Below are 13616 nucleotides of genomic sequence, written 5' to 3' on the forward strand. Positions count from 1 at the left end.
CGTCAACCCTGCGGCGGCTTCTCCGGTGTCGCGCGCCGGTGCACGGCAAGTTGCAGTTCGAACAGCAGCCGGTCGGCGGCGTCCTGCAGACCGATCCCGATGATCTCTTCCACTCGGCGGATCCGGTACCGCAGCGTGTTGGGATGCACGCTCAGTGCGGCGGCGGCATTACGAACGTCCCCGTGCTCGGCGAGGTAGGTCTCGGCGCTCTCGCACAGGTTGGAACCATGCTTGCGGTCGTACTCGTACAGCGCATCGACGCGCGGATCGTGCAGTTCCGGGTGCTCGCCGACGAGGTCGAGGATCTCCCCGAGCAGCACCGCGGTGCGGGATTCGGCGAGCGTGGTCACCCGTCCCTCCGGGAACGTGGCGGCAGTGCCGTCGAGAACCCGGTCGACCTCGACCCGCGCCGCGGCCACCTGCGCGAGGTCGGGAACCGGAACGGCGATCGCGGCCCGCAGCACGATCGACCGCTTGGCCTCGAACTGGTCGACGAGCTGCCGCGTCCACGCGGTGACCCCCGCAGCGGACTTGTAGCGAGGAAGGAGCACGTAGGCGCGATCACCGATCACGGTGGCGACCGAATGGCGGCTGAACGAGCTCGCGTGCAGGCGGAGCATGCTGCCCATTCCGGCGAACTCGCCGGTGGCCGTCGAGCTCTCCGATCCGGTCGGCGCGAAGCCCACGACAGCGGCCGCGCCGCTCATCGGCAAGTTCAGGGCGCTGGCCACGGAGGGAACATCGACGCCCCCACCACGCGCACCGAACAACCGTTGGACCAGCAACCCCTCGGTGGAGGGGGCGTTGAGACTTCGGGAGATGATCCGGGCTGCGATCGCCGAAGCGCCGCGCAACACGTCCACCGCATCCGGATTGAACGGTGCGTCGCCCTGTTGCACCCAGATCGAACCGAGAAGCCGCGGTGCGTCCTCGGTGGACTGGCGGATGCTGACCACCAGGCGCCGCTTGGTGGCGAGTTCTTCGTGCGCGGGCACGTCGATGACCTCGTCGCTTTCCCGGAGCCGGTCGAACACTCCCCACTTCTGCAGTGTCCGCAGGTAATCGCGTGGGCCCTCACGGCCGAGGATCGACAAGGCGCGCAGTTCGTCCGCCGCTTCGTCGGAGGCAGAGTATGCGAGCACCTTCGACTGGGCGTCCTCGATCGAGACCATCCCCCCGGCGTTCTGGGCGACGATCTGCGCGAGGCCGAACAGGTCAGTGTCCGTGGCGAGCAGATCCGGGTCCGCAGGTGTGCCACGCCCGCGGCGAGACCGGTCGAGCATGCGCTGGACCAGCGGCAACACGTGATCCCATCGCGCCTTCGGGTGCACCGCCACGAGGGCGACGCCGGCACGGTGCGCCGCCGCCTGCACTGCGCTCGATTCGTGCGCCGTCTTCGACATCACCGCATGCGGCCGGTGCCGTCGCGCCCGCCCGGAGACGTCGTCGAACCAGCGCACGGCGTCGGCGTCCGCAACCCCCACATGGAGATACAAGTCCTGCATCGGAGATTGCGATTCGGTTTCGACCGTCAGATCGGAGCTGTCGACGAGCGCCACCGATGCAACGGCGACGTCGTCACCCGCGGGAGCGTCGATCAGCTCGACGACCGCGGTGTCGAGAGCACGGAGAAGCTCACGCAGCGTGATGGTTTCGGCAGAAGGATCGGGCGCCGCGGCTGCCGTGGCAGGACTTCGATTTCCGGAAGGCACCGACATCGCTCCGCTCGGAGGGTGAGAACAGGTTTAGCCAACAGTACAACCTTCATCAGCATTTCTTGTCCTGTTGGCTCAATATCTCGGCTCTGTTCTGGTGTTGACTACACCTAGTTCGAGCGGCGGTTCCTTCGCCGCCACACCCCCGTAGGAGGTTCCATGGACGCCGTCACCACCACGCCCCAGCCGATCAACGAGCCGGTGGGCTCCTTCGCCCCGGGTAGCCCCGAGCGTGCCCGACTGCAGGCGAAACTGGCCGAGCTGGGGTCCAACCCCACCGAGATCCACAACGTCATCGGCGGTGCGCACCGGCGCGGCAACGGCCCCGCGATCGACGTCGTCCAGCCGCACCGGCATGCCGCGGTCCTGGGCACCTTCACCAATGCCGGCGCCCAGGACATCCAGGACGCCGTTGCAGCCGCGACCGCCGCTGCCCCGGCCTGGCGGGCACTGTCCTTCGAGGACCGCGCCGCAGTGTTCCTCCGTGCGGCCGACCTGCTGTCCGGACCGTGGCGTGAAACCCTCGCCGCCGCAACCATGCTCGGCCAGTCCAAGACCGCGTACCAGGCCGAGATCGACACCCCGTGCGAACTGATCGACTTCTGGCGCTTCAACGTCCAGTTCGCCCGGCAGATCCTCGCCGACCAGCCGATCTCCTCCCCCGGCGTGTGGAACAAGCTCGAATACCGCTCCCTCGAGGGCTTCGTCTACGCCATCACCCCGTTCAACTTCACCGCCATCGCCGGCAACCTGCCCACCGCACCCGCCCTGATGGGCAACACCGTGGTGTGGAAGCCCTCGCAGACCCAGGCCGTGGCCGCGTACTGGACGATGAAACTGCTCGAGGCCGCCGGTCTGCCGCCCGGGGTGATCAACCTCGTCAACGGCCCCGGCGCCGAGGTCTCCGACATCGTTCTCGCCGACCCCCGCCTGGCCGGGATCCACTTCACCGGGTCCACCGCCACCTTCCAGCACCTGTGGCGCCAGGTCGGCGACAACATCTCGAACTACAACAGCTACCCACGCCTGGTCGGCGAAACCGGCGGCAAGGACTTCGTCCTCGCCCACAGCTCCGCCAACCCCGACACCCTCACCACCGCCCTGCTGCGCGGCGCGTTCGACTACCAGGGACAGAAATGCTCCGCGGCCTCCCGCGCGTTCGTCCCGAAGTCGGTGTGGGCGAAGATGGGCAACGACTTCATCGAGAAGGCGTCGACCCTGAAATACGGGGATGTCACCGACTTCTCGAACTTTGGTGGCGCCGTCATCGACCAGCGAGCCTTCGACCGCAACGCCGACGCCATCGCCCGCGCCAAGGCCACCCCCAGCCTGACCATCGCCGCCGGCGGCCACGTCGACGACAGCATCGGCTACTTCGTCGACCCCACCGTCCTGCTCGGTGACGACCCCACCGACGAGGCCTTCCGCACCGAGTACTTCGGACCGATCCTGTCCGTCCACGTCTACGACGACTCCGCCGCCGGATCGTTCGAGAACATCCTCGACCTGGTCGACAAGGGGTCCGCCTACGCGCTGACCGGCTCGATCATCGCCGACGACCGCACCGCGATCGCCAAGGCCACCGACGACTTACGATTCGCCGCCGGCAACTTCTACATCAACGACAAGCCCACCGGCGCCGTCGTCGGACAACAGCCCTTCGGAGGCGCCCGGGCGTCGGGCACCAACGACAAGGCCGGCTCCCCGCAGAACCTCCTGCGCTGGGCCTCCGCCCGCACCATCAAGGAAACGTTCGTCCCGGCCACCGACCACCACTACCCCCACCAGGGCGCCGACTCCACCGAGGACATCTGATGGCGGCCGCCGATCTGCTCCGGCCCGCCCTGCTCGCCGCAGCCCGCTCGCCGCGGATGGAACGCACGGTCAGTCGCATTCCGGTGACCAAGGGCCTCGTCGACCGGTTCGTCGCCGGCGAGACCGAGGATCAGGCGGTGGCCGCGACCACCGATGTCCTCGGCTCCGGCCGCTACGTCAGCATCGACTACCTCGGCGAGGACACCACCGATCTCGGGCAGGCCTCCGGCACCGTGTCGCATTACCTGACGCTGTTGTCGTCGCTGGCGCACCGTGCCCCGGCCACTGACTCCGGCGGTCGGCCGCGCAGCATCGAGGTCTCCCTGAAGCTGTCCGCGCTCGGACAGTGCCTTCCCCGGGACGGTCACAACGTGGCACTCGAGAACGCCCACATGATCTGTACCGCGGCCGAGGAAGCCGGCGTCTGGGTCACGGTCGACGCCGAGGACCACACCACCACCGACTCGACCCTGTCGATCGTGGGAGAGCTCCGCGAGGACTTTCCCACTCTCGGCACCGTGCTGCAGGCCTACCTGAAGCGCACCGAAGCGGATTGCCGGGACCTCTCCGGGCCCGGATCGCGGATCCGGTTGTGCAAGGGCGCGTACAAGGAACCCGCATCTGTTGCCTACCAAGGTAAGCCCGCGGTCGACGAGGCTTACCTGCAGTGTCTGCGGGTCCTGATGAACGGTGAGGGCTACCCGATGGTCGCCTCCCACGATCCGGCCATGGTCGAGGCCGCACTGGCGCAGGCGAAGGCCACGGGTCGCACCACCGACGAGTTCGAGGTCCAGATGCTCCACGGCATCCGGGACACCGAGCAGTTGCGTCTGGTCGAGCAGCAGCAACACGTGCGGGTCTATCTGCCCTACGGCGAGCAGTGGTACGGCTACTTCATGCGCCGTCTCGCCGAACGCCCCGCCAACCTGGCCTTCTTTCTCAGGTCACTGACCTCGACGAAGTAAGGGCTCGGGACGCCGTCGCGGTACGCCAGGCCGGAGCGACTCCGACCGCATCTCACGCGATAACCGGTTGCTCCGGCGCACCTTCGCCCGCGCCACCCGCCCGGGTGAAGAACGAAACGCGGCCGTTGGTCTCGAGCACGGCAAGCTCGATTTCGTCGAACCGGCGGATGCCCTTATGCCGGGCATCCGCCATCAGGTCGTCCAGCGACATTCGCTCGGTGCGTAGCCGCTGCAGGTCGGGTATCCCGTCACGAACGATGATGACGGGAACACCGTGCGTGACCCCACGCACGCGGGGGAATCGCGCATTGGCCCATGCCAGGGCCAGTGTGAGCAGGGCGAACACTCCGACCGCGAGGACTGCGGACGTCACGGAGTAGTCCTGTTGCGTCACGCCCTGCTGAACGAGGTCGCCCATGACGACAGGACCGCCGCACGGATCACGATCTCCATCAGGGCACCAGGACACCGAGACCGATCCCGAGTGGCCGAGCTGACTCGAAGGCTGAATGTAGGCGTCGAAGCCCAGGGTGAGTGTGTCTCCGGGCGGTGGATCGATCGTCATGTAGGTCCGCGAAGCGTCGCTGGTCTCTGCGGACGGCTCGGGTGTTCATCCCAGGGTCTCGAACAAGTCGAAATTAACTGCGCGCGACTGCACTGCACACGAGGTGTTGTTTGATTCGCTTGTGGCACGGGTAGGCGGAAGATGCAGCAGCGTCGATGTTTCGGATGGGAGGAACACGAGATGGCACGCAAGGATTCACAACCCCAACTCAAAGACCAGGAAATGTACGAGGAACTCCGCGAGAAGGGCGATTCCAAGGAGAAGGCCGCACGAATCTCCAATGCCGCGGCCAGTCGTGGGCGCGAGAACGTCGGAAAGTCGGGCGGGAAGTCGCAGTCATACGAGGACTGGACGGTCGACGAGCTCCAGAAACGTGCCAAAGAGCTGGGTTTGCAGGGCTATTCGAAACTGAACAAGAAGGAGCTCATCGACGAGCTTCGCACTCATTAGCCGGGCGGCTGCCCATGTGTGAGGCCTTTCGATCCTGCAGGATCGAGGCCTCACGAGCCGTTGCAACCCGAACGTCAGGAGAACAGCGTGCTGCTCGACGGTATCAACCACATCGCCTGGATCTCGAAGGACGCCGCCCGCTTGGGCCGGTTCTACGCCGATGTGTTCGACGCCGACGTCGGACCCACACGCACCCACGGCGACGACGGCAGAGAAACGATGACCGTCATCCGCATCGGCCCGCACACCGAACTGAACATCTTCGTGATCGAAGGCAACACCGAACCTGAGCGCCAAACACCCATGTGGGGACGGGGACGCATCGATCATGTCGGCCTGCAGGCCGCCTCACACGAAGCATTCGCCACGATTCGGCAACGTCTGATCGATGAGGCGGCCAGCGACGGAGCCGTCAACGACTTCGGCGCCGTCCAGAGCATCTTCTTCCGCGACCCCGACGGACTCGAAGGGGAAGTGCTGATAGCCAAACCCCGGTAGGACGCCCTGGCGACAGACACCGGGAGCTCGCTCGATCCCATCATGGCCGATGACCTGGATTTCGACCTCGATCGATGCACCACGTCGTACCGTGGAACCACCACCGATCCGCACAGTGACCGACGCGAGGAGTGCTGAGAATGTTCGATCTCGAACCCGCCACCGACGTAATGGCCTCTCTCGTCGAGTCCGTGCGCGACGATCAACTCACAGCACCGACACCGTGCCCGGAGCTCACCGTCGGTGACCTCCTCGACCACATCGACGGGCTGTCGCTTGCGTTCACCGCCGCCGCGACGAAGGCACCGCCCGCCGGGGGAAGCCAACCACCCTCCGCCGACGCCGCTCGCCTCGGCACCGACTGGCGCACCCGGATCCCGCAGCGTCTGGCCGCGCTCGCCGGCGCCTGGCGCGAGGAGGCGGCGTGGCACGGGATGACCCAGGCAGGTGGACTCGACCTACCGGCCGACGTCGCGGGCGCGGTCGCGGTGGACGAGATCGTCGTGCACGGTTGGGACCTCGCCGTCGCCACCGATCAGAACTTCCACAGCGCACCGGAACTACTCAGCGCCGCATACGAGTTCGCGAAGTCATCGGCCGACCAGAACCCGCACGGCACGCCCGGACTGTTCGGGCGACCGGTGACCGTTCCTGACTCCGCGCCACTGCTCGAGCAACTGCTCGGCCTCACCGGCCGCGATCCACAGTGGGTTCCCGCCGCCACGTAGCCGTCCGCACTGTCCGCCGCGGACAAAGCTCGAGGCGAACTCGAGCCCGGCGGAATATTTCGGACCACCCTCCCCGCGAATAATGTCACGGATCACACGGCAAATCGAAGGGGAACGAAACAGATTCCGACATCGGCTATTTCAACTCGTGGGGCGCTCCGACGACGGCCGCTTCGAGGACTCCGTCGTGGGTGGCGAGTGCGTTCTCGATCTCCTTGGGGTAGATGTTCTCGCCGCCGCGGATGATCATGTCCTTGATGCGGTCGACGAGGGTGAGGTACCCGTCCTCGTCGAGTCGGCTGACGTCGCCCGTGTGGAGCCAGCCGTCGACGATGGTCCGGTCTGTCTCCTCCGGACGCCCCAGATAGCCGTGCATCACGTTGGCGCCGCGAACGACGACCTCGCCGACCTCTCCCGGGGGAAGCACGGCGCCGGACTCGTCCATTATCGCGAGGGTCTACCCCGGCCCCGCCCGCGTCCTGCCGATGATCGAGGACACCGAGAAGTCCGGCGACGCCCGCGCCCTGGCCAAGGGCATCCTCGACCGCAAGGAAAAGCTATTGGGCTTCGGGCACCGCGTCTACCGCGCCGAAGACCCCCGCGCCCGGGTGCTCCGCGCCACCGCCCAACCCCTGAACGCCCCCCGCTACGAGGCCGCCGCCGCCCTCGAACAGGCCGCCCTCGCCGAACTGCGCGAACGCCGCCCCGACCGGGCCATCGAAACCAACGTCGAATTCTGGGCCGCGGTCATCCTCGACTTCGCCGAGGTCCCCGCGCACATGATGCCCGCGATGTTCACCTGCGGCCGCACCGCCGGCTGGTGCGCCCACATCCTCGAGCAGAAATGCCTCGGCAAGCTCGTCCGCCCCGGCGCCATCTACACCGGACCCGCACCCCGCACCCCCGAATCCGTCGGCGGCTGGGACCAGATCGCCTCGACGTAGAGATCGACACCGCCGAGAAACGCGACGCAGGGCCGCGCAAGACGCCGTCCGCGGGCGGGCGCCTACTGGCGGCGGATGGGCCCTCGGGCCTCGATCATCGGTGCTGTTCGCGGTAGCGGCTCGGACTGATGCCGTAGGTCGCCGTGAATGCTCTGCTGAATACGGACAGATCGATGAACCCGAACTGGGCCGCGATGTCGGTCAGGGATCGGGGGATGTTGCGTGGGGCCACCATCGCTTGGCGGCAGGCCTCGAGTCGGTGTTCGCGAATCGTGGCAGCAGCGGTTGCGTCGAAGCGAGCGAACACCCTGTGGACGGTTCTGGTGGAGACGAAGAAAGCCTGAGCGATCCCGGACGGGGACAGGTCCGGGTCGTCGAGGTGCTGTCCGATGTACTGCACCATGTTCGCGTGCAACTCCCGCATGGCGGCATCTGGATCGTCGGGCTGACATTCCTCCTGCGCCGCGGTGATGGCCAGGTCGGCCAAACCGCCGGCGAGCCCGATCGCGCCTCCGGAGGAGACCTCCCCGTCGGCGACGAGGAGCCTGGACAACATTGGTGACAGTAACTGTCCCACAGGGGAAGTGGAGCTGACGGTCCGCGCTGTCAACTGCTGTGACTGGCTCTCGGTGAGCGACACCGAGGCGCGCGGCCAGGTGAACACTCGCAGGTGCCAGTCCGGATGCAGGTTCCAGGTAAAGGGTCGCGAGGTCTCGTAGAGGGCGAAATCACCCGGGCCGAGAATGCAGGTACGTCCGTCCTGGATGAGCTGGCCCTCACCCGCGACAACCATGCCGATCTGCATCAAATCGAGTGGGTGGCGGTTGGCAAGCCTCGCCGTTCGGCGGAAGGATTGCGATGTCGCGGTGACGTCGGCAGCCATCAGGTGCGCGAAATGCCGGGTATGGACCGCGCCGGTGAAGTGCGTGGGCTCGGCGGGATCGATATCCAGCGCAACGAAGGTGTCGCGGATCGTGTCGATCCAGGTGCCGAGCGTGGTGGTCCGAACCACCTCGCGACGCTGATGAGGTGTCGACCCGGCGCGCGACAGTGACGGTTGCAGCACTGGTGTGTTCGCGGGCCGGCAATCCGAGCAGTCCCCATGCACGAGGTCGCCATCAGGCGGTGGCAACGACGTCATGAACAGCTTCCTCTCCTCGCGTGAACCCAACGCTATGAGCGGGGAAACCGCATGTCAACGCGCGCTCGCCTATTTACGCGGAAGAAACACTCGAACCCTGCGAATTCCGGCGCCAGTGGTTCCTCCCCGCGATGACGATGTCGCGGAGTGCAAAGGGGGTGGTCGCTGAGCGTCAAACATCACGCCCCGGAAGCCCCTACCGTTCGAGTACGCCGGAAAGACCCGGATGGCTCACAGGACATCCTGGACCGATTGACGATTCCTCGTCCCGGCCGCTAGCGGATCGTCGATGTCGACAGAAGGACAAACTATGGAAGTCATCGCCGTTCGTCACGCTGTGGACCCCCACGGAGTAATCGCTCCTCGCGGAGCGAGATAGCATGCCACTCCTGCTGCTCGACGCTGTCATGGCACTTCTCCGAACGCTGATCCGCCCCTACCGTTGGCCGGCCGACCTGAGGGAGGGTGTCAACAGAATCGCGACGACACGAGCCCATCGACGGTCAGTGGCGCTGCACGCACACTTGGCGGGTGCACACGACGACAGCGTGTACGCCGACGACTTCGGCGCCACAGCTCTCCGGCAGTGACCACAGGATCGGCGCCGAGTGTCACTGATCGTCGAACTACCTGTCGCTCGCAGTCAAATCCACACCGGGACAGCGCGGTAGTTTCGACCACCAACCGAGTTGCCGAACGTTCTCGGCAAGCCCCAACTCATGAATGAGGAGTCTTCATGGAATCTGCAATCGGCGACCATCTCACATGTCCGCGGAGCTTGACTCGGCGTGTGCCCGACGACTACCAACCCCCTTTCCCGATGTGGGTGGGACGCGCTGACGAGCGCCTGCAGCAGGTGGTCATGGCGTATCTCGGCGTGCAGTTCCGCGGCGACGAGCAACGCCCAGCCGCGCTTGCGGCCATGCGCGACATCGTTGCCGGCTTCGATCTCGACGACGGCCCGTTGCACCACGACCTGACCCATCATGCGGACAATCAGGGCTACGAGAATCTGATTGTCGTCGGATACTGGAAAGACGTTGCTGCCCAAACTCGTTGGATACAAGGCTCAGCCGCGGCCGACTGGTGGGCATCGAATGAACGACTGTCCGAGGGACTTGGCTACTTCCGCGAGATCGTTGCCCCGCGGGCCGAGCAATTCGAAACGCTCTACGCCTTTCAGGACCACCTCCCCGGTATCGGCGCTGTCATGGACGGGATCAGCGGCGAGATCAACGAACACGGGTACTGGGGTTCGATGCGCGAACGTTTCCCGATCTCCCAGAATGACTGGATGCAGCCCTCGGGCGATCTGCGGGTGATCAGCGGCGATCCTGCAGCGGGTGGCCGTGTGGTGGTACAGGGCCACGACAATATCGCGCTGATTCGGTCCGGCCAGGATTGGAAGGATGCCGAATCCGAAGAGCGCGCCCTGTATCTCGAGGAAATTCTCCCGACCTTGCAGCAGGGCATGGATTTCCTTCGCGACAACGGCGAGTCGGTGGGCTGCTACAGCAACAGGTTCGTGCGCAACATCGATCTGGAAGGGAACTATCTCGATCTGAGCTACAACATCGGCCATTGGGGTTCGCTCGACAAACTCGAGCGCTGGGCAGAATCCCATCCGACCCATCTGCGAATCTTCACCACCTTCTTCCGCGTCGCCGCCGGCCTGTCAAAACTTCGGCTCTATCACGAGGTCTCGGTGTTCGACGCGTGCAACCAGCTGTACGAGTACATCAACTGCCACCCCCAGACCGGCATGATGCGCGACGCCCAACCGGTCAAGCACGTGAGGAGCGCCACCTGATGACAGTCATCCGACCGAACGACGACGCAATCGGTTCTGCCGCAGATCATTACGGCCTACATTTTGATGCTGCGACTCGGCTGGAGTTCGCAGGCTTGGTCGATGGCGCGCTCGGTTCGTACGACGTAGTCGACGACCTGTATGCGGACGAGAGTTTCTCGGCACCCTCCCGCGATCATGCGACACCTGATGCGAGCGACAATCCCTTGGGCGCATGGTATGTAACCACGAGCATCTCGACCGCGGCGGGTGGGCCGCTGACCGGCCGGCGGGTGGCGATCAAGGACAACGTGACCGTGGCCGGCGTGCCCATGATGAACGGATCGCGATCGTTGGAGGGGTTCGTTCCCACCCGTGATGCAACCGTGGTCACCCGACTGCTCGATGCCGGCGCCACGGTGGCGGGCAAGGCGGTGTGTGAGGATCTGTGCTTTTCCGGTTCGAGCTTCACCCCGGCCACCGGTCCGGTGCGCAACCCGTGGGACCGTGACCGCGAGGCCGGTGGATCCTCCGGTGGCAGCGCCGCCCTCGTCGCGGCCGGCGATGTCGATCTCGCGATCGGCGGCGACCAGGGTGGGTCGATCCGCATTCCGGCCGCATTCTGTGGCGTAGTCGGTCACAAGCCCACGTTCGGGCTGGTCCCGTACACCGGTGCCTTCCCCATCGAGCGCACGATCGATCATCTCGGGCCCATCACCCGAACGGTCGAAGACGCGGCCCTGCTTCTGTCGGTGATCGCCGGCCGTGACGGCCACGATCCCCGCCAGCCGGACAACCTCGTGGTGGATGATTACTTGTCGACCCTCAACTCCGGGATCGACGGCCTGCGGGTCGGCGTCGTGAGCCAGGGATTCGGGCACGCGATCTCACAGCCGGAGGTCGATGATGCGGTCCGTGCGGCTGCACACCGCTTCACCGAGGCTGGTGGCGTGGTCGACGAGGTGAGCGTTCCGTGGCATCTGCACGCGTTCCACGTGTGGAACGTGATCGCCACCGACGGCGGCGCCTATCAGATGCTCGACGGCAACGGCTACGGCCTCAACGCAGACGGCCTCTACGATCCCGAACTGATGGCGTACTTTGCGCAGCACCGCATCCAGCACGCTGATGCCCTGTCCGAAACCGTCAAACTCGTCGCCTTGTGCGGCCATCACGGTGTCACCGCGTTGGGCGGATCGAGCTACGGCAAGGCCCGCAACCTGGTACCGCGCGCTCGCGCCGCCTACGATGCGGCGCTGGAAACCTACGACGTCCTGGTCATGCCGACCCTGCCCTACGTCGCCTCCGAACTACCGGCGCAGGATGTCGACCGGGTCACCTACGTCACCAAAGCCCTCGGAATGATCGCGAACACCGCCCCATTCGATGTCACCGGCCACCCCGCCCTGTCAGTGCCGGCAGGTCTGGTGAACGGCCTTCCCGTCGGAATGATGATCATCGGGAAACGATTCGACGACGCCACGGTCTTACGCGCCGGCCACGCATTCGAACAGATCCGCGGCGCCTTCCCCACGGCGACCGGCCAACCGGCTACCGCTGCACGTCTGAGTCTCGCCTGAGACAAGGCGCGTCTACCCGCCCACTCACACCACCACTTCACAAGTATCAGCCCCTACAGAAAGTGGAAACAATGTCGGCAACGATCGAACACACACCAGACAACGCGGCACCAGCTCAAGCGCCGGCGTCGGATCGCGCGTGGGCCCTGTTCCGTGCGCTCGACGGAAAGGGTCTCGTCCCGGAGGGTTACACCGAAGGGTGGAAGAAGACCTTCGAGGAGGACTTCAGCCCGAAACGCGGCGCCGAACTCGTTGCGCGAGCCTGGACCGACCCGGAATTCCGCGACCTGCTCCTCACCGACGGCACCGCGGCCGTGGACCAGTACGGCTATCTGGGACCGCAGGGCGAATACATCGTGGCGCTCGAAGACACCCCCACCCTCAAGAACGTCATCGTATGCTCCCTGTGCTCGTGCACCGCGTGGCCCATCCTCGGGCTGCCGCCGACCTGGTACAAGAGCTTCGAGTACCGCGCCCGCGTCGTCCGTGAACCTCGAAAAGTGCTGTCGGAGATGGGCACCGACATCCCGGAGAATGTCGAGATCCGCGTGTACGACACCACAGCCGAGACCCGCTACATCGTGCTCCCCCAGCGGCCGGCCGGCACCGAAGGCTGGAGCCGAGAGCAACTGCAACAGATCGTGACCAAGGACTGCCTCATCGGGGTCGCTGTCCCGCACGTCCCGGCCAACTGAACCACCGAACCGAAGGAGATAGACCCATGGATGGAGTACACGATCTCGCCGGTGTTCAAGGATTCGGCAAGGTGCCCCACACCGTCGACGCCGACATCGGCCCCACCTTCCACGCCGAGTGGGAACACCTGCCCTACAGCCTGCTCTTCCTCGGAGCGGCGGATCTGGGGGCATTCAGTGTCGACGAGGTCCGCCACGTCGTCGAACGGATGGAACCGCGCCACTACATGATGACGCCCTATTACGAGAGGTACGTCATCGGCGTTGCCACCCTCATGGTCGAGAAGGGAATCCTCACCCCCGACGAGCTCGAAGTCCTCGCCGGGGGCCCGTTCCCCCTGTCCCGGCCCGCCGAGTCGGAGGGACGTCCTGCCCGCGCCGACACCACCACCTTCGAGGTCGGGCAGCGTGTCCGGGTCCGCGACGAGTACGTTCCCGGTCATATCCGGATGCCCGCCTACTGCCGCGGCAGGGTCGGGACCGTCACCCACCGCACCGGCGAGAAATGGCCGTTCCCCGACGCCATCGGCCACGGCCGCGCTGACGCCGGGGAGGAACCGACCTACCACGTCACGTTCGCGGCCGAGGACCTGTTCGGAGACGACACCGACGCCGGCAGCGTCGTAGTCGACCTGTTCGAGGGGTACCTCGAACCGGCAGCCTGACCCGCTGCCGCACTGTCACCAACGGCGTGGGCGGGTTCGCGTTCCCGCCCACGCCCTCCATAGCCG

At 65.9% G+C, this 13616-nt stretch carries 13 protein-coding genes and 2 pseudogenes; 11 read left to right on the forward strand and 4 right to left on the reverse strand.

What is annotated here, in order from left to right; translation table 11 throughout:
• Positions 1–2: 2 nt before the first annotated feature.
• Positions 3–1718 (reverse strand): PucR family transcriptional regulator, encoded by a 1716-nt coding sequence (locus ACLIVD_RS20460; RefSeq protein WP_491930531.1) that lies wholly within the window; start codon positions 1716–1718, stop codon positions 3–5.
• A gap of 156 nt (positions 1719–1874) precedes the next feature.
• Between ACLIVD_RS20460 and pruA the strand changes: the two genes are divergently transcribed.
• A complete protein-coding gene (gene pruA / locus ACLIVD_RS20465; protein ID WP_317569734.1) occupies positions 1875–3530 on the forward strand; it encodes an L-glutamate gamma-semialdehyde dehydrogenase in 1656 nt (551 codons plus the stop codon).
• On the forward strand, positions 3530–4495 hold the full coding sequence (locus tag ACLIVD_RS20470; protein ID WP_491930532.1) for a proline dehydrogenase family protein: 966 nt from the start codon (positions 3530–3532) through the stop codon (positions 4493–4495). The genes pruA and ACLIVD_RS20470 overlap by 1 nt, the downstream gene beginning before the upstream one ends.
• 52 nt (positions 4496–4547) lie before the next feature.
• On the opposite strand, the gene ACLIVD_RS20475 is transcribed toward ACLIVD_RS20470, so the two are convergent.
• The gene (locus ACLIVD_RS20475) at positions 4548–5060 is read right to left on the reverse strand and encodes a DUF421 domain-containing protein (protein WP_283333969.1); all 513 of its coding nucleotides are present in this window, start codon (positions 5058–5060) and stop codon (positions 4548–4550) included.
• Positions 5061–5240: 180 nt separating this feature from the next.
• Here ACLIVD_RS20475 and ACLIVD_RS20480 point away from each other — a divergent pair, with 180 nt between their 5' ends.
• From ACLIVD_RS20480 to ACLIVD_RS20490, 3 genes are all read left to right on the forward strand, one after another.
• Positions 5241–5510 carry a DUF7218 family protein gene (locus tag ACLIVD_RS20480; RefSeq protein WP_283333967.1) on the forward strand — a complete coding sequence of 90 codons (270 nt, stop codon included), beginning with the start codon at positions 5241–5243 and terminating at the stop codon, positions 5508–5510.
• 87 nt (positions 5511–5597) lie between these two features.
• Positions 5598–6008: a VOC family protein gene (locus tag ACLIVD_RS20485; RefSeq protein ID WP_280784312.1), complete on the forward strand. Its 411-nt coding sequence runs from the start codon at positions 5598–5600 to the stop codon at positions 6006–6008.
• 140 nt (positions 6009–6148) lie between these two features.
• On the forward strand, positions 6149–6736 hold the full coding sequence (locus ACLIVD_RS20490) for a TIGR03086 family metal-binding protein (protein ID WP_283333964.1): 588 nt from the start codon (positions 6149–6151) through the stop codon (positions 6734–6736).
• A gap of 142 nt (positions 6737–6878) precedes the next feature.
• On the opposite strand, the pseudogene ACLIVD_RS20495 reads toward ACLIVD_RS20490, so the two are convergent.
• Positions 6879–7193, reverse strand: a pseudogene (locus ACLIVD_RS20495) (class I adenylate-forming enzyme family protein); the annotation flags it as partial.
• Positions 7194–7203: 10 nt separating this feature from the next.
• Here ACLIVD_RS20495 and ACLIVD_RS20500 point away from each other — a divergent pair.
• A pseudogene (locus ACLIVD_RS20500) lies at positions 7204–7680 on the forward strand (citrate/2-methylcitrate synthase); the annotation flags it as partial.
• Positions 7681–7774: 94 nt separating this feature from the next.
• On the opposite strand, the gene ACLIVD_RS20505 reads toward ACLIVD_RS20500, so the two are convergent.
• Entirely contained in the window at positions 7775–8821 is a 1047-nt protein-coding gene (locus ACLIVD_RS20505) for a helix-turn-helix domain-containing protein (RefSeq protein ID WP_348539673.1), read from the reverse strand.
• Positions 8822–9201: 380 nt separating this feature from the next.
• Between ACLIVD_RS20505 and ACLIVD_RS20510 the strand changes: the two genes are divergently transcribed.
• From ACLIVD_RS20510 to nthB, 5 genes are all read left to right on the forward strand, one after another.
• Positions 9202–9411, forward strand: coding sequence for a hypothetical protein (locus tag ACLIVD_RS20510; protein WP_491930533.1), 210 nt, complete (start codon positions 9202–9204; stop codon positions 9409–9411).
• A gap of 146 nt (positions 9412–9557) precedes the next feature.
• Positions 9558–10631: an aliphatic aldoxime dehydratase gene (gene oxdA / locus ACLIVD_RS20515; RefSeq protein WP_491930534.1), complete on the forward strand. Its 1074-nt coding sequence runs from the start codon at positions 9558–9560 to the stop codon at positions 10629–10631.
• Positions 10631–12190, forward strand: a complete 1560-nt coding sequence (locus ACLIVD_RS20520) for an amidase (RefSeq protein ID WP_491930535.1) — start codon at positions 10631–10633, stop codon at positions 12188–12190. Before oxdA ends, ACLIVD_RS20520 begins: the two co-directional genes overlap by 1 nt.
• 71 nt (positions 12191–12261) lie before the next feature.
• Positions 12262–12885, forward strand: a complete 624-nt coding sequence (gene nthA, locus ACLIVD_RS20525; protein ID WP_317569723.1) for a nitrile hydratase subunit alpha — start codon at positions 12262–12264, stop codon at positions 12883–12885.
• A 26-nt stretch (positions 12886–12911) separates the two neighbouring features.
• Positions 12912–13550 carry a nitrile hydratase subunit beta gene (nthB, locus tag ACLIVD_RS20530; protein ID WP_491930536.1) on the forward strand — a complete coding sequence of 213 codons (639 nt, stop codon included), beginning with the start codon at positions 12912–12914 and terminating at the stop codon, positions 13548–13550.
• The last annotated feature ends 66 nt before the right edge of the window (positions 13551–13616 follow it).

It is taken from the genome of Rhodococcus sp. G6(2025), assembly GCF_058628105.1.

Bases quoted from the DNA above. Each gene is read 5' to 3' on its own strand.
- ACLIVD_RS20520 (WP_491930535.1), top strand. From the start codon at position 10,631: ATGACAGTCATCCGACCGAACGACGACGCAATCGGTTCTGCCGCAGAT.
- pruA (WP_317569734.1), top strand. From the start codon at position 1,875: ATGGACGCCGTCACCACCACGCCCCAGCCGATCAACGAGCCGGTGGGC.
- oxdA (WP_491930534.1), top strand. From the start codon at position 9,558: ATGGAATCTGCAATCGGCGACCATCTCACATGTCCGCGGAGCTTGACT.
- ACLIVD_RS20460 (WP_491930531.1), bottom strand. From the start codon at position 1,718: ATGTCGGTGCCTTCCGGAAATCGAAGTCCTGCCACGGCAGCCGCGGCG.
- ACLIVD_RS20480 (WP_283333967.1), top strand. From the start codon at position 5,241: ATGGCACGCAAGGATTCACAACCCCAACTCAAAGACCAGGAAATGTAC.
- nthB (WP_491930536.1), top strand. From the start codon at position 12,912: ATGGATGGAGTACACGATCTCGCCGGTGTTCAAGGATTCGGCAAGGTG.
- ACLIVD_RS20510 (WP_491930533.1), top strand. From the start codon at position 9,202: ATGCCACTCCTGCTGCTCGACGCTGTCATGGCACTTCTCCGAACGCTG.
- nthA (WP_317569723.1), top strand. From the start codon at position 12,262: ATGTCGGCAACGATCGAACACACACCAGACAACGCGGCACCAGCTCAA.
- ACLIVD_RS20470 (WP_491930532.1), top strand. From the start codon at position 3,530: ATGGCGGCCGCCGATCTGCTCCGGCCCGCCCTGCTCGCCGCAGCCCGC.
- ACLIVD_RS20505 (WP_348539673.1), bottom strand. From the start codon at position 8,821: ATGACGTCGTTGCCACCGCCTGATGGCGACCTCGTGCATGGGGACTGC.
- ACLIVD_RS20475 (WP_283333969.1), bottom strand. From the start codon at position 5,060: ATGACGATCGATCCACCGCCCGGAGACACACTCACCCTGGGCTTCGAC.
- ACLIVD_RS20490 (WP_283333964.1), top strand. From the start codon at position 6,149: ATGTTCGATCTCGAACCCGCCACCGACGTAATGGCCTCTCTCGTCGAG.